The sequence below is a fragment of the Shinella sp. SUS2 genome (genome assembly GCF_001262505.1).
Classification (GTDB): Bacteria; Pseudomonadota; Alphaproteobacteria; order Rhizobiales; family Rhizobiaceae; genus Shinella.
Window position 1 is genome coordinate 90,515 of record NZ_KQ410725.1, and the last position, 19,606, is coordinate 110,120.

Below are 19,606 nucleotides of genomic sequence, written 5' to 3' on the forward strand. Positions count from 1 at the left end.
CCGAGCCTGCGGCCGCGCGTCGCTGTCGCCCTCTCGAACGGTCGACAAGCTCTTTAGAGCATGGCGGACGTTTTGGGAATGAAGCGCGGAGCGTTTGCCGGACCTTTCGGCGCAAGAGCCCGGTTTTCAACGGGTCCGCAGCGCCATGGCGGGCCTGCAACAGACGGAACCAAAGCGGGGGACGAACGTTGCAGAAACCGTTCATCTCCTGTTCAAGATGACGTCCGTATGACAGATACACGAAGCTTTCATGAAATCTGGAGACGGCCTTGGCCCTGTTCACCTCCGCAGCCGTGGCAATCAATGCAAACGAAGAACGCGCCGTCGAGGCAGGCTTCTTCGCGCGCCATGCCAAGACGCTTGCCGTCCTGCGTTCCCTTGCCGTTTCCGTCCTTCTTGCGCTCCTCACCGTCGTCGTCGTCGAATGGATCACGCGCGGCGCGCTCGATCAGGTGCGCCTCTATTTAACCAATCTCGAACAGCCGGCCTGGACGACGACGGGCGTCTTCTTCCTGCTCTACCTCGCCGTCGATGCGCTGATCGGCCGCCAGCACAAGGCCGTCCTGCTCGTCTCGCCGCTCGTCGTGCTGATGGGCGTCATTTCCCAGCAGAAGCAGGTCTTCCTCACCGATCCGCTCTACCCGACGGACCTGCTGTTCGGCCGGCAGATCCTGGAACTCATGCCCGTGCTCGTGCAGGACCGGCCGTGGACGGCCGCTCTCCTCGCCGTCGCCGTTCTCGCCTCCGTCGCCGGCCTCATCAGCCTGTGGGTCTTCGCCTGGCGCCGTTTCCGGCCGCTGACGAAGAGGGAACGCCTGACGCGGCTTGCCGTGGCGCTACCGCTTCTCGCCGGCTTCGTCTCCATCATGGACTACAACGAGTTCTCCTGGGTCCGCGACCGGTTGAAAGTCTTCCCGATCATGTGGGATCAGGCGGAGAACTATCGCCACAACGGTTTCGTCATGGCCTTTGCCATCAACCTGCCGATGGCAAACGTCCAGGCGCCCGCCGGCTACATGACCGAGGCGATCGACAAGATCCCCTCCAAGCCGCTGCCGGCCGGTACCACGCACCGTTCGAAGCCCGACGTGATCGTCGTCATGAGTGAATCGCTGTGGGATCCGGCACGCATCGAGAGCGTGAAGCTTTCGGCCGACCCGATGCCCGTCATCCGCGAAAGCCAGGGCGGCAACGTCTTCTCGCCGGAATTCGGCGGCCTCACCGCCAATGTCGAGTTCGAGGCACTGACCGGCTTCTCCAACGCCTTCCTGCCGACGGGCTCGATCCCCTACCAGCAATATGTGCGCAAGCCGATCCCCTCGCTTGCCACCTTCTTCCGGGCGGAAGGCTACACGGCGCGCGCCATCCATCCGTTCTCCGGCTGGTTCTGGAACCGCAACAGCGTCTACAAGGCGTTCGGCTTCGAGACCTTCAAGGACGTCGACAAGATGCCGCCGCTCGCCAAGCGTGGCAACTTCACCTCGGACGAGGCGCTGACCAAGGAGATCATCCGTCAGGCGGACCTGCAGGAAGATCCCTTCTTCTTCTTCACCGTCACGCTGCAGGGCCACGGCCCCTATGACGACGGCCGCTACGCCAAGACCGACATCAAGGTCGACGGCAAGCTCGATGCCCGCGACAACCGCATGCTCGCAAGCTACGCGCAGGGCGTGAAGGAAGCCGACAACAGCCTGAAGATGCTGATGGACTGGGCCAAGGACCGCGACCGCGAGACGATCATCGTCGTCTTCGGCGACCACCTGCCGCCGCTCAACACCGTCTACCAGAACTCCGGCTACATGAAGGGCATCACCGCTTCACGCAAGGGTTCGCCCGAGGTGATGAAGAAGGAACACGAGACCCCGCTCGTCATCTGGTCGAACAAGACGGGTGCGGAAAAGGAAATCGGCACGATCAGCCCGGCATTCCTGTCCTACTACATCCTCAAGGAAGCCGGCTTCGAGCATCCCTACTACACCGGGTTCCTCGGCGCGGTGCACGAGAAGCTGCGCGTCATCGACCGCTACATGCTGATCGACGCCAAGGGCAACGGTACGGGCGGCTGGGCGCGCAAGAAGACGATCGACCCGCTGGTGCGCGACTTCCGCTTCCTGCAGCACGACATCATGTTCGGCAAGCAGTACGGCCTGGAGCGCTTCTTCAACTCCCATGCGGAACTGATGGCTGCAGGCTACTGATTTCCCAGAAAAGAACGTTAGGTTAGGGCTCCGATTCCCATAACGGAGCCCGGCCATGAGACCCTCCGACGACGCCGCCCAGATCCTCTTCGGCAAAGCCTCCAGCGAACTCGACGATACCGAGCGCGAGGTCCTTCTCCATTCCCGCGAGGGTCGCATCCTTTCAGAGGATCGCAACGACGCCTATGACGCAAAACAGTCTGTCGGCGAGCGGGTCGCAGACGCCATCGCCCGCGTCGGCGGCTCGTGGGCCTTCATCATCACCTTCCTCGGCTTCCTCGTTGTCTGGACGATCGTCAACACGATCGTGCTGACGCGCGAAGCCTTCGATCCCTACCCCTTCATCTTCCTCAACCTCGTGCTCTCCATGCTCGCCGCCCTTCAGGCGCCGATCATCATGATGTCGCAGAACCGGCAGGCCGCCCGCGACCGCTTCGAGGCCTCGAAGGATTACGAGGTCAACCTGAAGGCCGAGATCGAACTGATGGCACTGCACCACAAGATCGACACCCACTTCATCAGCGAGATCGCTGCGTTGAAACTGGAGGTTCTGCGCTTGCACGAGGTGCTGCGGCAGAGGGAGTGACAATCGTCCACAACCTATCTGAGTTACAATTTTAGCTAATTCAATTAATAGGAGAAAATTAACACACAGGGCGCACGATATAGGTGCATTCCACCAGAATGCGCGAATACCTTGTCAGCGGACAATCCCAAGGAGGAGATGTCATGCACACGCTGTCTAACCTGGTAAAGGATCGATTCGGTACTTCGGCTCTGGAATTCGCGATCATTGCGCCCCTGTTCTTCCTTGTGCTCTTTACGCTCATCGCTTACGGCGTCTATCTCAGCGTAACCCATGCGGTACAGCAGGTCGCAGCAGACGCGGCCCGCACGGCGGTTGCCGGCCTCAACCAGACCGAGCGCATCACGCTCGTCAACCGCTACCTCGATACGTCCCACTTCGACTACGCCTTCCTCAATCGTGCAAAGATGCAGGTCGTCGTTACCGACGATCCGGCCAACCCGGAGCAATTCACCGTCACGATCACCTACAACTCCGAGGATCTGCCGATCTGGAACCTCTTCACCTTCGCCCTGCCCAGCCAGAAGATTAAACGCTACTCCACCGTCCGTGTCGGAGGAATGTGACCATGAAACGCTCTCGCACCTTGCTTTCCGACCGCGACGGCAACATTGGCACGCTTGCCGCCATCAGCCTGCCGCTGCTGATCTTCTCGCTCGCCCTCGGCGTCGACTACGGCTACCTCACCGTGCAGCAGCGCGAGTTGCAGACCGCCGCCGACCTTGCCGCCATTGCCGCCGCCTCCAATGTCAACGACGCGGAGAAATCCGCCGCCAGCTACTTTGCGCTCAACAACCTCCCTGTCGCCGTAACGGGCAAGGACGGCGCCACCATCCCGGCCGTCGTCACCACCTTCAACTCCAAGGCGACGCCGGCAACGGCTGTCGTCGAGCGTGGTCGCTACACGGCCGATCCCGACATCGCCCCGGCGGAGCGCTTCAAGGCGGCGAGCGCCGATGCGGACGCCGCACGGGTGACGATGACCCGCTCGTCGGATCTCTTCGTCGCAACGCTCTTCACCCCCAAGTCCCCGCTGCTCTCGGCAACCGGCTCGGCCGCCCGCTCCAAAACGGCGGCCTTTTCCATCGGAACACGCCTTGCCAGCCTCAATGACGGAATCCTGAACGCGGTGCTCGGCCAGTTGCTCGGCACCAACCTCTCCCTCAATGTCATGGACTACCGGGCGCTGGTCGATACCGACATCTCCGTCAACCCCTTCCTGAAGGCCGTCGCGACGCACCTCAACCTGACGGCAGGCACCTATGAGGATGTGCTGAACGCCGGCATCACCATGCCGCAGCTCCTCGCCTCGATGCGCGCCGTCGAGGGCCTGTCCGGCCCCGTGCGCTCCGCATTGCGGCTCGTCGAACAGGCAACGGCCGGCAGCAAGGTGAAGCTGCCGCTGTCCCGCATTCTCAATCTCGACCCGAAGAAGGGCCTCGCGATTGCCACCGGCGGCGACTGGAAGATGTCGATCAACGCCCTGCAGATGATCACGTCGGCCGCGGCGCTCGCCAACGGCAAGAACCAGGTGGCGCTCGACGTCGGCGCCGTCGTGCCCGGCCTTGCCGCGGTCAAGGTGACCCTCGCCATTGGCGAACCGCCGGTGGAAACGCCCTCGCACCGTCTCGGTGCACCGGGCACCGCCGTGCGCAGCGCCCAGACGCGGCTTGCCGTGGAAGTCTCCGTCGATGGCCTCGCCGCGCTTGCCGGCCTGCGCATCAAGCTGCCGCTCTATGTCGAGGTCGCAGCCTCGGAGGCAAAGCTCTCCGATATCCGCTGCCTCGGCGGCTCGCCGACGAATGCCAATGTGGTGGTCGATGCGGTGCCTGGCGTCGCGGAGGTGGCCATCGGCAAGGTCAATCCATCCGTGCTCTCGGACTTCTCGGACGACGCACGGGTGGAAAAGGCCCGCATCGTCGATTCCGCCCTCCTTAGCATCGACGCGATCGCCCATACCGAAGTGAAGAACCTCGGCAGGACCCGCCTCACCTACACGCCGACGGAAGTCGCCGCCGGCACGACGAAATCCGTCTCGACGCGGGACACGCTCACCTCGGCCGTGCGCACCCTCTTCGGCAATCTTGACGTCGACATCAACATCAAGCTGCTCGGCCTGCCGATCGGCATTCCCGGCATCGCCGCGGCACTCGGCAGCACGCTCGGTGCCGTGACGCCCGCCATCGACGAACTGCTCTACAACCTCCTGATCCTCGCCGGCGTTCGGGTCGGCGAGGCGGACATCCGCGTGACCGGCGTCAGCTGCCAGCGGCCTGCGCTCGTACAGTAACCGGACGGTGCGCCGCCGCTGCCTCAGCGCGCCTGGGGCAGTTGCGGCGCACCGTCGTTGATTTCGTAGTAGTCACCCTTGTCGGTACAGAAGATGTGCACGCCCATCTCGAGCCCGGTCGGCAGATCGAAGGCACCGGCCATGACCGATATGTGATCGGCCGTATCGCCCTTCCAGAATAGCGCCGAGCCGCAGATGCGGCAGAAGCCGCGCCCGGCAGTCGCGCTCGCCCGGTACCACGTGATGTTCTCTTCCCCTTCGATCGTCAGCGCGTCGTTGCGCACGTCGGTAGCAGCGTAGAAGTGGCCCGTCTGCCGCCGGCACTGGCTGCAATGACACGCAACCACCTTGCCGAGCGCACCGCGGGTGCGAAAGCGCACCGCGCCGCACAGACAATGCCCCGTATGTTCCTCACTCATGCCTTCCCCCCAAACGGAAACCGGGCCAGCTTTTCCAGCTGGCCCGGTCCTGTCAATTTCACATTCCTGAATGCTTGCATCAGTTCCGCTAATCTACGGAACCAAAGCATGAACGAATGGCGATCAACCGTTCACAACCATGCGTTTTTCATCGCGGCCGCCCTTCATGCGCTCGGCAAGAAGGAAGGCGAGCTCCAGCGCCTGGTCGGCATTGAGGCGCGGATCGCAATGCGTGTGGTAGCGGTCGGCGAGGTCATCGCCCGACAGCGCCCGGGCGCCACCCGTGCATTCCGTCACATCGTTGCCGGTCATCTCGATATGGATGCCGCCTGGATGCGTGCCTTCCGCGCGGTGGATCTGGAAGAAGCTTTCGACTTCCGACAGGATCCGCTCGAACGGACGGGTCTTGTAGTTGTTGAGCGTGATCGTGTTGCCATGCATCGGATCGCAGGACCAGACGACCTTCTTGCCTTCCCGCTCGACGGCGCGGATGAGCTTCGGAAGGTTGTCGGCGACCTTGTCGTGGCCGAAGCGGCAGATCAGCGTCAGGCGGCCAGCCTCGTTCGCCGGGTTCAGGAGGTCGGTCAGCTCCAGAAGGCCGTCGGCGGTCAGCGACGGGCCGCACTTGAGGCCGAGCGGGTTCTTGATGCCGCGGCAATATTCGATATGCGCATGGTCGGCCTGGCGCGTGCGGTCGCCGATCCAGATCATATGGCCGGATGTCGCGTACCAGTCGCCCGAGGTGGAATCGACACGGGTCAACGCCTGCTCGTAGCCGAGCAACAGCGCCTCATGGCTGGTGAAGAAATCGGTCTCGCGCAGGCCCGGATGGTTTTCCGCGCTGATGCCGATCGCCTTCATGAAATCCATGGTCTCGGAAATCCGGTCGGCGAGCTTGCGGTAGCGCTCGGCCTGCGGTGAATCCTTGACGAAGCCGAGCATCCACTGGTGCACGTTCTCGAGGTTGGCGTAGCCGCCCATCGCGAAGGCGCGCAGCAGGTTGAGCGTGGCGGCAGACTGGCGGTAGGCCATGATCTGGCGTTCCGGGCTCGGCACGCGCGCCTCTTCCGTGAACTCGATGCCATTGATGATGTCGCCGCGGTAGGACGGCAGCGTCACGTCGCCCTGCTTCTCGATGCCCGAGGAGCGCGGCTTGGCGAACTGGCCGGCAATGCGCCCGACCTTGACCACCGGCTGCTGGGCGCCGAACGTCAGCACCACGGCCATCTGGAGGAAGGCGCGGAAGAAGTCACGGATCGTGTCGGCGCCGTGCTCGGCGAAGCTTTCGGCACAGTCGCCGCCCTGCAGCAGGAAGCCCTTGCCCTCGGCCACATTCGCAAGCGAGGCCTTCAGGCGCCGTGCTTCGCCGGCGAAGACCAGCGGCGGAAACTTCGAAAGGCGCTCTTCGGTCGCCGCCAATGCGGCGAGATCGGGATAGTCCGGAACCTGCTGGATGGGCTTGTGCCGCCAGCTACTCGGGGTCCAATTCTCTGCCATGATACTCACCTGTCCTGATGCGCCCAAGAAAGCCCGGGGCGCCACGTCCGTTTGAAGATGCGGGCTTATAAACCGTTAGATGGGTCTTGCATAGCCGCAGTTCCAGCCGCATCGACGCATTTGCAACGGTTGCGGCCCCGCTCCGGGACAGGCAATAAAACACCGCAAGCGACCGGTCTGGTCTAGAAACGACGCAGGATTGCATGTGAGGCAACCGGCCCGTCCGGCAGGACCCGCCGGGTGGCGCCCCGCTTCGGTCGGCTGCGGCCGGCAAGGAGATGCGAGAGAAGCGCGCTCACCCCTTCGAGACCCCGCCACGCCTCCGCCTCCAGCGGATCGGACAAGGGGTCCGCGCGGCGCCGCTTCGTCATCTTCTCCGCCCTGTCGAGGGCGATCATCCATTCCGGGCTCATGACGGCCTCCTGTTTCCGGTATCCTTTCCGAAATAGCGATCGCTCGCCGGCCGGCGTAGATGCGGAAATGAAACGCCCGTTTCACGGATGAGCGATGCCGGCCGGCGGCTTTTGCGCTAGAAAAGGGCGTTCAACAGGAGCCGGTGCATGTCGGAAGTCGACTGGAGCGATTTGCAGCTTTTCTTCCACGTCGCGACGGAGGGCGGCCTTGCCGGCGCGGCAGCGATCACGGGTGCCAGCGCACCGACGATCGGCCGGCGCATGCTGGCGCTGGAGCGGGCCATGGGCCGCACGCTCTTCATCCGCAGCCAGCAGGGTTACAGACTGGCGCCGGACGGCGTGGTTCTGCTGGACCATGTCCGGACGATCCGCCGCACGACCGCCGACATCACCCGCTGGCACGGCGATGCCTTCGCATTGCCCATCGTCTCGATAGCCGGCGACATCTGGGTGATGGACTTCATCGCGGAAAACACGCGCGCGCTGCGTGGCCCGGCCGACAGCTTCCGCCTGTGCTGCAAGCATTTTCCGGCAGGGGAAGACCTGACCTATCGCCACGGCATGATCGGCCTCTTCCACAGCGCACCGAAGAGCGGCAATGTCGCCGTGCGCAAGTCGGTGACCGTGGCCTATGCGGTCTATCGCGCTGCAGATCTCGCCTTCGAAGCGGATCTGCCCTGGGTTTCGATCGGCACCGAGGTCGCCGTGTCCGATGCGGAGAAATGGGTTTTCCGCAACCACGAGCCGCAGATCCACACCTGGACGAATGCGCCGGCCGTGCTCGCGCGGCTGATCGCCGGTGGCGCCGGACGCGGCGTGCTGCCGGCCTTCGTCGGCGACGCCGTGCCCGCGCTCGTGCGCGAGGGCTCCCTAATCGAGGATCTCGGCCATCCGCTCTGGCTCGCCGTCAACGACGACGACCGCCACCGGCCGGAAATGCGGCTGGCCCTCGATCGCCTCGCAGGCCTCTTCAAGCGCCACGAGGACCGCTTCGCCGGCCGGCTGGCCGGCGAGGAACAGCCGTCAATCAGAGCCGCTGCCCGTTCCTGACGCGATAGCTCGGCTGGTACATGGTCACCAGCTCCTCCGACGCCGTCGGATGCACTGCCATGGTGCGGTCAAAATCGTCCTTGGTGACGCCGGCCTTCAGCGAGATGCCGAGCAGCTGCGCCATCTCGCCGGCCTCATGGCCGAGAATGTGCGCGCCGACGACCTTGCGATCGGCCGCATTGACGACGAGCTTCATGATCGTCTTTTCCTGCCGGCCGGAGAGCGTCGCCTTCATCGGGCGGAACTCGGCGCGGTAGACCTCCAGCTCGTCGAAGGTCTTTGCCGCCGCCTCTTCGCTGAGGCCGACAGTGCCGATCTCCGGCTGGGAGAAGACCGCGGTGGCGATGAGGTCGTGGTCCGGCGAAACCGGATTGCCGCGGAACTCCGTCTCGATGAAGCACATCGCCTCATGGATCGCGACAGGGGTGAGCTGCACGCGGTCGGTGACGTCGCCGAGCGCGAAAATGCCGGGCACGTTGGTGCGGGAATGGGCATCGACGATGATCGCCCCCCGCTCGTCCGTCGCAACGCCGGCCGTGTCCAGGCCGAGGCTGCCGGTGTTCGGCGCGCGGCCGAGCGCCAGCATCACCTGATCGACGGCAAGCGTCTCGCCCGTCTTGGTGGTGACGGTGCGCCCGCCACCCTCGGCTTCGCTCACACGGTTGATGATGTCCTCGCAGAGGATGCGGATCCCCTTGGCGACCATCGCCGCCTGCACGCCCTGGCGCATGTCCTGGTCGAAACGCGACAGGATCTGCTTGCCGCGGTAGATCAGCGTCGTCTCGACACCGAGGCCATGGAAGATGTTGGCGAATTCGACGGCGATGTAGCCGCCGCCGGCGATCAGGATGGATTTCGGCAGTTCCGGCAGGTCGAACGCCTCGTTGGAACTGATGCAGAGCGCATGGCCGGGCAGGTCGGCATGCGGCGTCGGATGGCCGCCGACCGCGATGAGGATGCGCTCGGCCGTCACCAGCTCGTCCGTCGCCGTCAGGCGCACGGTGTTCGGCCCGACGAGCACGGCGCGGCTCGCAAGAATTGTCGCACCCGCATTGTCGAGGCCCTTGCGGTAGAGCCCTTCCAGACGGGTGATCTCCTTCTCCTTGGCTGCAACGAGCGCCTGCCAGTCGAAACGGGTCTCCCCGACCTGCCAGCCGAAGCCGGCGGCATCCTCGAAATGTTCAGGAAACTGCGAGGCGTAGACATAGAGCTTCTTGGGCACGCAGCCGCGGATGACGCAGGTGCCGCCGAAACGGAACTCCTCGGCGATAGCCACCTTCTTGCCCATGCCGGCGGCAAGGCGTGCGCTGCGCACGCCGCCGGAGCCTCCACCGATGACGAAGAGGTCGTAGTCGAATGTCGGCATGGTGATCTCCTGCGGGCAAGCCTGGCCGGACGGCCGTCTGATGGGGGCCGACGGTGCGAATCCGCCGTCGGGCGCTACACATATAGGAACAGCAGGGCCAAAAGGAAAAGACCACGCCGCCGCAGCCCGGCGTTGCAGGCACTTCCTCCCCTTCACGTCTTCGCGAGATCCGCCCAAAAATGGGTAGGACGACGGCGGCAATTCCCGTTTACGTCCGCCCGCATGCACTCTAAGAATTGCACGCTCGATTGTGGGCTAACCGGATGACAAATATGCACAAATTCAAACATTTCACAGCAGCCGCCGCAGCACTCGTCATGCTTGCAGGCCCGGCCGCCGCGGAAGACCTCGTCTTCAAGCTCAAGAACGGCACCGGCTCGGTGCTGACCCGCTTCCACACCTCCCCGGTCGGCGTCGACAAGTGGGAAGAGGATGTTTTCGGCGAGCAGGTCCTGAACCCCGGCGAAACGATCGAGATCACCATCGCGGACGGCCGCAGCGTCTGCGAATACGACATGCGCTTCGAGTTCACGGAAGATTCCGACCTCGACACGACCACCGATACGCAGAACCTCTGCGAGCTCGGCGAATACACGATCCACGAATGAGCCCGCCCGGGATCGCCGCGCATTACGGCGGTCCCGCACGTTTCAGGCCATGACAGTGCCGCGCTCGACGGCCGCCTGAAAAGCCTCGGAAATCGCCGAAAACTTGAGCGCCTGCCAGCGCCGGTATTCCAGGACGAGATCCGGTGAGACCCAGCAGTCGCCGCGATTGCCGGCAAGCGCCCAGCCGATCAGCCCCTCGTCCCGCGCCCTGGCCAGGATGCGTGCCGTGTGGCTCTGCGAGATCAGGTAGCGCGCGGCAATGCCGCTCGACGTCACCGGACCGATCCAGACCCGTGTTTCCGTCAGGTGCCACGGCGCCCGCGCCGCGATGTCGTGCAGGATGTTGCTGCCCGCTTCCGCCCGGGTGAACAGGCCGACGGCATTCGGCGGGCGACACCAGCCCTGCGCGGAAAGCAGCAGGCGCGCCATGCGCGTCTGTGCAGGAAGGATGAGGTCCGGCGCCACCCGCAGACGCTCCGCACGCCCCGCGCCGTCCATGCGGTCGAGCGCTTCCAGATGGGTGCAGTACCAGCGGCGGATCAGGTCTTCCGTATGCGCCCGCGCAACGAAAACCCGCTGCCGGCGGTCGCTGTTCGCAAGCGGCTCGACGAGACCGTACTGCCGCATCTCGGCCAGGAAGGCGAGAACGGTATTGCGGCTGGCGATCGGCGTATTGGCAAGGAAGCGCAGGAGATTGCTGGGCGAGATCGGCGGGCGCGCCGGATCGAGACGATGCTCGAAGTGCAGCGCCAGCGTCGCCTGGCTGAGAAGCCATTTTTGCAGGTCCGCCAGATAGCGCACCTCGCGGGGAATCTCGCGATGCGTGGCCAGAAGCTCGGCGGCGGAAAAAACGAGACAGTCCTGGAACCGACTGTCCGCAAGAAGACGGTCGACGCTATAGACTATCATCTGGTCGGGAACGCGATCGGCGAAAGATCGCTCTGGCAGCACGGGCGACAGGGCGGCATAACGGAAAAGGGCGGCTCGCGCCGCCCCTTCATCATTCGGTTACTGCTGCGGCTGCGCTTCGCCGCCCTCGGCCGACGCTGCGGCGCCGAGGATCGGGTTCAGCTTCTTGGCGCTTTCGGCACGCAGGTCGCGGTCGACGCCGACAGCCCAGATCTCGGCGGCCTTCATGACTTCGCGCGTGGCGATCGGGCCGTCCGACAGCAGCTTCTTGCCGACCGGCGAGCTGTAGAAGTCAGCGATCGACTTCAGCTCTTCCTGGGTGAAGGTCTTGGCGTAGATCGTCGCGGCTTCCTTCTCGAGGTCGGCGCGGCGCGGGGCGAGCGCCAGAGCCTGCTCGTCGACGGTGGCGTTGATTTCCGTCTCATGGTTCGGCGAGGCCTGGACGAGCGTCGCCTTGATGCGAACGGCAAGACCCGGCAGGATGTTGTCGAAACCGTTCGTGGCACCGATCGCGTCGATGGCGGCGCGGGCAGCCTTGACCTGCTCATCGGTGACGTCCTGCGCCTTGGTGGCGCCGGCAAGCGCTGCCGATACGATGAGGGTCGCCGCGAGGGTCCGGCCGAAACCAGCAAATTTGATCATGTCGGTCTGTGCTCCTGTCTAGTCTTTTGCCGTCAGCGTGCGCGCACCCGCGGGTCCCGCGATGATGGCCAGCGACGCCATGTTGATGAAGAGTCCGTGTTCGACGACACCGGGAATGTCATTGAGGTTGCTTGCGAGCGCATCTGCATCAGGAATGCGGCCAAAAGATGCGTCGAGAATGTAGTGTCCACCGTCCGTCATGAACGTGCCGTCGCCCGAGGCGCGCAGCGCGATTCCCCCGGAAAGCCCAAGGCGGGCCGCCGTCTTCTCGATGGCGATGCGGGTGGCGGTGAGACCGAAGGGATTGACTTCGATCGGCAGCTTGAAGGCGCCGAGCGTCTCCACGACCTTGGTCTCGTCGGCAATGACGATCATGCGCGTCGAGGCGCTGGCGACGATCTTCTCGCGCAGCAGCGCGCCGCCGCCGCCCTTGATGAGGCGCAGCTTGCCGTCGACTTCGTCGGCGCCGTCGATGGTGAGGTCGAGTTCCGGCAGTTCGTCGAGCGACTTCAGCGGCACGCCGAGCTCGACGCAGAGCCGCGCCGTGCGCTCGGAGGTGGGCACGCCCTCGACCTTCAGGCCGCCGGCGACCTTTTCCGCCAGGAGCCGCACGAACTCCTCGGCGGTCGATCCGGTGCCGATACCGAGGCGCATGCCGTCCTCTACATGGGTGAGCGCGACCTCTGCGGCCTTGATCTTCATTTCCCGGGCGTCCATGCCCAAAACTCCTTGAATGGTCGTCGGCCGGCGCCGAAGCGGCCGGATTTCCGGTGAGACACTTACACGCCCCCGCCGGCAAACGAAAGCCAAAAACGCCGCCCGTCCCATGCCGGCCAAGGCGGAGAAGGCGATTGCAAATGCCGGCGCCATCGCATACCGGAAGGGCCTGCCTGCGTCCTCCCCATACAAGGTTTCCCCATGTCTGCTTCTCTCGTAGTCTTCGATCTCGACGGTACGCTCATCGACACGGCGCACGATCTCGTGGCAAGCCTCAACCACACGATCGGCCTCGAGGGCCTCGAGCCCGTCGGTTACGGCGACCTTACCTATCTCGTCGGCCACGGCGGCCAGGTGATGATCAAGCGCGCCTTCGCGCTGCGCGGACGCGACATTTCCGAGGAGGAGCTGCAGCGCATGCTCGCCGCCTTCGTCGAGCACTATTCCGGCGCGATGCCCGGCGTTTCCGTGCCCTATCCGGGCCTTCTCGACGCCATGGACCGCCTTGCCGACGCCGGCCACCGCCTTGCCGTCTGCACCAACAAGCTGGAAGGCCTCGCCCGCCGCCTGCTCGACGGCCTCGCCCTCACCCCGCGTTTTGCCGCGATCACCGGCGGAGACACCTTCGCGGTGCGCAAGCCCCACGCCGAGCACCTGCTCGGCACCGTCCGCCTTGCCGAGGCCGATCCGAAGCGCACGGTGATGATCGGCGACAGCCTCAACGACATGCTCGTCGCCCGCAATGCCGGCGTGCCCTCCATCGGCGTGCCCTTCGGCTACTCGGACGTACCCGTCGCCGACCTTGAACCGAGTCATGTCATCACCCATTTCAACGAACTGACACCCGACCTCGTCGAGCGGCTCATCGCCCGCTGATATCCCGGAGGAAAGCCTTGGACTGGACGGAAACACTCTTGAACCTCCAGTCCGGCTGGACTCCCGTCCATCAGGGCGAATCCGGCGACCGGGTTTTCCGCAGCCCGGATGGCCGCAGCTACGCCAAGCTGGCAACCGGCAACCGTGCGCCGGAGCTTGCCGGCGAACGGGACCGTCTCGGCTGGCTCGCCGGCCGGGGCATCGCCTGTCCCTTGCTGGAGGACTGGCGGGAGAACGAACACGGCGCCTGCCTGGTGATGAGCGCCGTGTCCGGCGTTCCCGCCGTCACGCTTACGGGCGACGACCTTCTGAAGGCATGGCCGTCGATGGCCGAACAGCTTGCGGCCATGCACGCCCTTCCCGTCGCGGATTGCCCCTTCGAAAAGAACCTTTCCGGCATGTTCGCCCGCGCCGCCGACGTGGTGGCGCGAGATGCCGTCAATCCGGACTTCCTGCCCGACGAGGATCAAGGCCAGCCGGGCAGCGTGCTCCTCGCCCGTGTCGAGGCAGACCTGCCGCAGCGGCTCGCGCAGGAAAAAACGGACCGTGTCGTCTGCCACGGCGACCCCTGCCTGCCGAATTTCATGGTGGACCCGCACACACTGCGTTGCACGGGCCTGATCGATCTCGGCCGGCTCGGCACGGCGGATCGTTATGCTGATCTCACGCTGATGCTCGCCAACGCTTCGGAAAATTGGGCAACGCAAGCACAGGCGGCACAGGCCTTCGACACACTGTTCTCCGCCCTAAAGATCGAGGCGCCCGATGAGGGGCGCCTCGCATTCTATCTCAGGCTGGATCCGCTGACCTGGGGTTGATCAGCTTTCCCCCTGCCGCGCCTTCTGCGTGGCGGCGAAGGCCTTGCGCATGTAGCCGTCACGGTCATAGACATCGTCGAAATACTCGACCACGCCGTCCTTGTTCGGCCAGGCGGTGAAGTAGGCGATGTAGATCGGAATGTCGGCCTTGACGTTCAGCGCCTTGTTCTTGCCACCGGCGATTTCCTTGCCGACGTCTTCCTCGCTGACACCAAGCACCGCGGCGGCCATCTTGCGCGGCTCGGCAAGACGCACGCAGCCGTGGCTCAGCGCCCGCATGTCCTTCTTGAAGAAGCTCTTCGACGGTGTGTCGTGCATGTAGATGGCGTGGCTGTTCGGGAACAGGATCTTCAGTTCGCCCAGCGCATTGTCGCCGCTCGGCGGCTGGCGGACGGAGACGCCCGCGGTCGAGCCGTACCAGTTGACCGACGACGAGGCGACCGCGCGGCCGCCGACAGCGACCTCATAGCCCATGCGGTCGAGATAGGACGGATCGTTCCGGAGCTTCGGCAGCATCTCGTTGATGATGATCGACTGCGGCACGCCCCAATAGGGGTTCACCTCGACGGTCTGCACCTTGTCCTCGAAGAAATAGGTCTGGTTCGACTTGGAGCCGACGACCGTGCGCATCGAGAACTTTTCCGCGCCGTCCTCGTAGTAGTAGACTTGGAAGGCCGGCTGGTTGATGAAGACGTGGCGCGCGCCGAGATCGACCGGCAGCCAGCGCGCCTGTTCCAGCGCCACTTCGAGCTTGGCGACCTTGTCAGCGACCGAATCGCCGCCGACGAGCTTGCGGATCGACGCCTTGCCGACGACGCCATCCGGCTTCAGCCCGTTCTCCTTCTGAAAGGCTTCGACGAGCGCGACCAGCTCGGGCGTGTAGTCCGGCGTGTCCTTGTAGTTGGCGATGGCGAGCGAATGGTCGGTCTTCAGTGCATCCGAACCGTGCCTGACGACACCCTTGACGATGTTCGCAAGTTCCGGATTGCTCTGGCCCGGCTTCAGCACGGTGCCTTCGGCGATGACGACACGGTCCTCGCCGGAGGTATCCGCCTTCAACTTTGCAAGCTCGGCCTTCAGCGCCCGGAAATCGGCGCTCGCCGGCGAACGGCTTTCGAGATAGCCCTTGACGTTGCTGCTCATCGCCACGTTCTTCAGCGCCGCGACGAGGTTGACGTCCTTGCGCTTGAAATCGTGGTAGCCGGAGATCTTGTTCGGATCGATGCGGCCGCGCACGGCGTCCTGCACATAGGCGGCGACGGCCGCGGAAAGACCGACCTCGAAGGCCGCAAGCTCGCTGTAGCGCGCATTCATGTCGACGCTGTCAAAGCTTTCGGCCGGAATCTTGACCGCATAGTCCCAGGGATCGAGGCCGACGGCGGCCGCATCGGCCAGCACCGCGATGGCTGTCTTCGCCTTGTCGTTGATGCCGGTGCCGTCGATCCAGACGAATTTCTTCTGCGTGCCGTAGAACGTCTCGACCGCCTTGGCGGCATCCGGTGTCGCACGCACATTGATGGTGGAGAAGGCGGCGCGCACACCGGCATCGCCGGCCGGCGCGATATCGGCCGAAATGGAGCTGGTGACGACCGGGTCGGCCAGCTTGTCAACCGCGACACGCCTCAGGGCATCAGCCTTGTAGGTGTAGTAGCGCGGGCCGGTAACGCGCGGAAGCGGCTTGGCTTCCTGCTTCACCTCGGCGCCAGGCAGCGCCAGGCCGGTCGTGACGCCGGGGAGCGGCTCGGACTTCTGCTTCTTCTTGCCGTTCAGCCATTCCATGACGGTCAGGGCGTTGGCGGGTGTCGCATGGAGCGAAACAGTGGCGCAGGAAAGAGCCAGCGTGGCGGCCAGCACGGCAGTCTTGGTAAGCTTCATCTGTATTCCATTCCCCGAATGAACCGTACTCACGGTCTCTGGCGGCGCCCGAACCAGCAGGCCGGTAAGTTATAGGAAAGGATGGTTGATGAAAAGGAAACGCCCCTTCCCCCAGCCCTCGCAAACCTCACGAATCCGTGACGCCAGACCCTGGCAAGCCAGACGGATGAAGCCCCGTAAAAATTTGAATTGGCGTCGATTTTTCCTGCAGGAAACACAAATTCCGCAAAATCCGCCTTGAGAGCGCGAAAAAACAAGCGGGCGGTTGTGATGGAAAAGGCACAGCGCCGAAAGCCCCGGCCGGACCTGTCGGCGCCCCTGCGCCGGCCTAATCGATTTTAACCGAAAGTCTCGTGCGCCCCGCCAATCCGCCCCTTGCAACCCCGTCGCAGATGGGCCAGAGATTTGCGCGATTTTTTCGCGCCAGCGCGGGGCCCCGGAAGGTCCGCGCGTGCCCGGCCTGCCGCTTCCCATGCGGCGGCACCGCCGGCGGCTCACCGAAGCGCATGGGTATTTAGCGGGAAGCACAATGACATCGACGCGCACGGAAACGGATACATTCGGCCCCATCGAAGTGGACAACAGCCGCTATTGGGGCGCGCAGGCCCAGCGCTCGCTCGGCAACTTCAAGATCGGCTGGGAAAAGCAGCCGCTGTCGGTCGTGCGTGCCCTCGGCATCGTCAAGCAGGCTGCCGCCCGCGCCAACATGGAACTGAACCGCCTCGACCCTGAAATCGGCAAGGCCATCACCGAGGCCGCGCAGGAAGTCATCGACGGCAAGCTCAACGATCATTTCCCGCTCGTCGTCTGGCAGACGGGTTCGGGCACCCAGTCGAACATGAACGCCAACGAGGTGATCTCCAACCGGGCGATCGAAATGCTCGGCGGCGTGATGGGCTCCAAGAAGCCGGTGCATCCGAACGACCACGTCAACATGAGCCAGTCGTCGAACGACACCTATCCAACGGCCATGCACATCGCCTGCGCCGAGCGCATCGTGCACGACCTCCTGCCGGCGCTGAAGCACCTGCACGCCGCGCTCGAAGCCAAGGTCAAGGCCTTCGACCACATCATCAAGATCGGCCGTACGCACACACAGGATGCAACGCCCCTCACCCTCGGTCAGGAGTTCTCCGGCTATGCCGCGCAGGTCGCTTCCGCGATCAAGCGCATCGAACTGACGCTGCCGGGCCTGTGCGAACTCGCCCAGGGCGGCACCGCCGTCGGCACGGGCCTCAACGCCCCGGTCGGCTTTGCCGAAAAGGTCGCCGCGCACATCGCCGCGATCACCGGCATCGACTTCGTGACCGCACCGAACAAGTTCGAGGCGCTGGCCGCCCACGATTCCATGGTCTTCTCGCACGGCGCGATCAATGCGGCCGCCGCAGCGCTGTTCAAGATCGCCAACGACATCCGCTTCCTCGGCTCCGGCCCGCGCTCGGGCCTCGGCGAACTGGCGCTGCCGGAAAACGAACCCGGCTCCTCCATCATGCCCGGCAAGGTCAACCCGACCCAGTGCGAAGCCCTCACCCAGGTCTGCGCCCAGGTCTTCGGCAACCACGCCTCGCTCACCTTCGCCGGCAGCCAGGGCCATTTCGAGCTCAACGTCTTCAATCCGCTGATGGCCTACAACTTCCTGCAGTCCGTCCAGCTCCTCTCGGATGCCGCGATCTCCTTCACGGACAATTGCGTCACCGGCATCGAGGCCCGCGAGGACAACATCAAGGCGGCGCTCGACCGCTCGCTGATGCTCGTCACCGCACTCGCCCCGAAAATCGGCTACGACAACGCCGCCAAGATCGCCAAGACGGCCCACAAGAACGGCACGACGCTGCGTGAGGAGGCCGTCGGCGGCGGTTATGTCACCAACGAAGAATTCGACGCGGTTGTGCGCCCTGAGAAGATGATTATGCCGGGTTGAGGCAGAATTTTCGAATATTCTACTACGGAGGCCGCAGATCATTGAATCTGCGGCCTTTTTTCTGACTGCTTTCCGTTGCGGCAGCTACAACCGTTAATCATTCCCAAAGCATTTGGGTATTATTTTGCGGGATGGGAGCCAATGAAGGAAATCAGGAGCAGCCGACATGAACACGGCCGTTGCGCAAAAGGTCCAGGTGCCGGATATCGCCGCGCAGGTGACCTATGCCATGCGCATAATGGGTGTCTCTCCCATCCCGCGGAACTACGAGCTGTTCTATGAGGCCTATATCGGCTCCAACCCCAAGCTGACGCGGGAACTCGCGGCACTCGGCAGCAAGGCCTCGCAGGAGGAGCTGGACGAGATCGGCGCCCAATATTTCGGCCACCACCATGGCGCCACCGCCATCGACGGCGCGCACACGCGGATCGTCGGTGAGCTGGAGGGCCTGCTGCGCCTCCTCAAGCAGGAGCAGACCTCGCTCGAAAGCTACAACAAGCTGCTCGACGAAACGGTCGTCCGCATCACCGGCAAGAACGCCACGAGCGTCGACATCATCAGAAGCGTCATCGGCGTGCTCACGCAAGCGACGGGCGACACCATCAACCAGGGCAAGGAGATGGTGCAGAACGTCGCACAGAAGTCGATCGAAATGGACAATGTGCGCAAGGAGCTCGACGAGTACAAGCGCATCGCCAACACGGATTCTCTGACGCAGCTTTCCAACCGCCGCGCCTTCGACGACAAGCTCTCCGCCATCTACAATTCGACGATGTCGCGCAACGTGACCGCGCTGATCCTCGCCGATATCGACCACTTCAAGAAGATCAACGACACCTATGGCCACCCCGTCGGCGACAAGATCCTCGCTTCCGTCGGCAGCCTGATCCGCGCCAATGTGCGCAAGGACATCCTCGTCGCCCGCACCGGCGGCGAGGAATTCGCGATGATCGTCGAGGGCAACACCGAGGAAGAGGCGATGGCGATCGCCGAGCGGATCCGCATCGCGCTGGAGCACACGCCCTTCAAGAACTCCAAGACCGGCGTCAACTACGGCCCCATCACCATTTCGCTCGGCTTCTGCATGGCCTCCTGGGCGGAAGGCCCGGGCGAACTTTACTCCAAGGCGGACATCGCCCTCTATTGCGCCAAGAACGGCGGTCGCAACCGCACCATGCCCTTCGAGGACGGCATGAAGAAGGACTTCTCCAAGAGCTGGCTGATCTACCGGAAGTAGGCGGCCAAAACCCCTTTCGAAAACGGCGCCTTCGGGCGCCGTTCTGCATTTTGCGCGCCCGATGGAACCCCAGCCGCCATCGCGCGTTCCAGGCGCAGGAGGAACGCGCCATGCAAACGGGATTTTTCGAGCTGACGATGCTGACCGCCCTGATGTTGAGCAGTCTCATTTGGATCCAGCCCTT

The 19,606-nt window shown here is 64.1% G+C and carries 18 protein-coding genes; 10 read left to right on the top strand and 8 right to left on the bottom strand.

Features of this window, described 5'->3' with window-relative positions:
* Positions 1-275 precede the first annotated feature (275 nt).
* From AKG11_RS05570 to AKG11_RS05585, 4 genes are all read left to right on the top strand, one after another.
* A complete protein-coding gene (locus AKG11_RS05570) occupies positions 276-2,198 on the top strand; it encodes an LTA synthase family protein (RefSeq protein WP_371260043.1) in 1,923 nt (640 codons plus the stop codon).
* Between the two features lie 55 nt (positions 2,199-2,253).
* Entirely contained in the window at positions 2,254-2,784 is a 531-nt protein-coding gene (locus tag AKG11_RS05575; RefSeq protein WP_050743211.1) for a DUF1003 domain-containing protein, read from the top strand.
* Between the two features lie 143 nt (positions 2,785-2,927).
* Complete coding sequence (locus AKG11_RS05580) at positions 2,928-3,350, top strand: TadE family protein (RefSeq protein ID WP_024271085.1); 423 nt, start codon at positions 2,928-2,930, stop codon at positions 3,348-3,350.
* Between the two features lie 2 nt (positions 3,351-3,352).
* Positions 3,353-5,074, top strand: coding sequence for a pilus assembly protein TadG-related protein (locus AKG11_RS05585; protein ID WP_023516586.1), 1,722 nt, complete (start codon positions 3,353-3,355; stop codon positions 5,072-5,074).
* Between the two features lie 23 nt (positions 5,075-5,097).
* Here the strand turns inward: AKG11_RS05585 and AKG11_RS05590 are convergent, their stop codons facing one another.
* The 3 genes from AKG11_RS05590 to AKG11_RS05600 form a co-directional block, all read right to left on the bottom strand.
* Positions 5,098-5,493, bottom strand: coding sequence for a GFA family protein (locus AKG11_RS05590; protein ID WP_050743212.1), 396 nt, complete (start codon positions 5,491-5,493; stop codon positions 5,098-5,100).
* A gap of 123 nt (positions 5,494-5,616) precedes the next feature.
* Positions 5,617-6,990 carry a class II 3-deoxy-7-phosphoheptulonate synthase gene (locus AKG11_RS05595; protein WP_023516307.1) on the bottom strand — a complete coding sequence of 458 codons (1,374 nt, stop codon included), beginning with the start codon at positions 6,988-6,990 and terminating at the stop codon, positions 5,617-5,619.
* Between the two features lie 182 nt (positions 6,991-7,172).
* On the bottom strand, positions 7,173-7,403 hold the full coding sequence (locus AKG11_RS05600) for a hypothetical protein (RefSeq protein WP_050743213.1): 231 nt from the start codon (positions 7,401-7,403) through the stop codon (positions 7,173-7,175).
* Positions 7,404-7,550: 147 nt separating this feature from the next.
* Between AKG11_RS05600 and AKG11_RS05605 the strand changes: the two genes are divergently transcribed.
* Positions 7,551-8,453 (top strand): LysR family transcriptional regulator, encoded by a 903-nt coding sequence (locus AKG11_RS05605; RefSeq protein WP_050743214.1) that lies wholly within the window; start codon positions 7,551-7,553, stop codon positions 8,451-8,453.
* Here AKG11_RS05605 and gor read toward each other — a convergent pair.
* Positions 8,431-9,819, bottom strand: a complete 1,389-nt coding sequence (gene gor / locus AKG11_RS05610) for a glutathione-disulfide reductase (RefSeq protein WP_050743215.1) — start codon at positions 9,817-9,819, stop codon at positions 8,431-8,433. The genes AKG11_RS05605 and gor overlap by 23 nt on opposite strands.
* A gap of 317 nt (positions 9,820-10,136) precedes the next feature.
* Between gor and AKG11_RS05615 the strand changes: the two genes are divergently transcribed.
* Entirely contained in the window at positions 10,137-10,427 is a 291-nt protein-coding gene (locus AKG11_RS05615; RefSeq protein WP_371260044.1) for a hypothetical protein, read from the top strand.
* A gap of 42 nt (positions 10,428-10,469) precedes the next feature.
* Here AKG11_RS05615 and AKG11_RS05620 read toward each other — a convergent pair whose 3' ends face one another.
* The 3 genes from AKG11_RS05620 to rpiA all read right to left on the bottom strand — a co-directional run bounded on the left by AKG11_RS05620 (position 10,470) and on the right by rpiA (position 12,695).
* Entirely contained in the window at positions 10,470-11,336 is an 867-nt protein-coding gene (locus AKG11_RS05620; RefSeq protein ID WP_050743217.1) for a helix-turn-helix domain-containing protein, read from the bottom strand.
* 99 nt (positions 11,337-11,435) lie between these two features.
* Entirely contained in the window at positions 11,436-11,978 is a 543-nt protein-coding gene (locus AKG11_RS05625; protein WP_023515092.1) for a DUF2059 domain-containing protein, read from the bottom strand.
* Positions 11,979-11,996: 18 nt separating this feature from the next.
* Entirely contained in the window at positions 11,997-12,695 is a 699-nt protein-coding gene (rpiA, locus tag AKG11_RS05630; RefSeq protein ID WP_050743218.1) for a ribose-5-phosphate isomerase RpiA, read from the bottom strand.
* 201 nt (positions 12,696-12,896) lie between these two features.
* Between rpiA and AKG11_RS05635 the strand changes: the two genes are divergently transcribed.
* Both AKG11_RS05635 and AKG11_RS05640 read left to right on the top strand, forming a co-directional pair.
* Positions 12,897-13,571 carry an HAD family hydrolase gene (locus AKG11_RS05635; RefSeq protein WP_050743219.1) on the top strand — a complete coding sequence of 225 codons (675 nt, stop codon included), beginning with the start codon at positions 12,897-12,899 and terminating at the stop codon, positions 13,569-13,571.
* 17 nt (positions 13,572-13,588) lie between these two features.
* Positions 13,589-14,389 (top strand): APH(3'') family aminoglycoside O-phosphotransferase, encoded by an 801-nt coding sequence (locus AKG11_RS05640; protein WP_050743220.1) that lies wholly within the window; start codon positions 13,589-13,591, stop codon positions 14,387-14,389.
* Here AKG11_RS05640 and AKG11_RS05645 read toward each other — a convergent pair whose 3' ends face one another.
* Positions 14,390-16,264 carry a L,D-transpeptidase family protein gene (locus AKG11_RS05645; protein WP_050743221.1) on the bottom strand — a complete coding sequence of 625 codons (1,875 nt, stop codon included), beginning with the start codon at positions 16,262-16,264 and terminating at the stop codon, positions 14,390-14,392. It lies immediately after the preceding gene.
* Positions 16,265-16,793: 529 nt separating this feature from the next.
* On the opposite strand from AKG11_RS05645, the gene fumC reads away from it, so the two are divergent.
* Positions 16,794-18,185 carry a class II fumarate hydratase gene (gene fumC, locus AKG11_RS05650; protein ID WP_023515087.1) on the top strand — a complete coding sequence of 464 codons (1,392 nt, stop codon included), beginning with the start codon at positions 16,794-16,796 and terminating at the stop codon, positions 18,183-18,185.
* Positions 18,186-18,351: 166 nt separating this feature from the next.
* Positions 18,352-19,422 carry a GGDEF domain-containing protein gene (locus AKG11_RS05655; protein ID WP_023515086.1) on the top strand — a complete coding sequence of 357 codons (1,071 nt, stop codon included), beginning with the start codon at positions 18,352-18,354 and terminating at the stop codon, positions 19,420-19,422.
* The last annotated feature ends 184 nt before the right edge of the window (positions 19,423-19,606 follow it).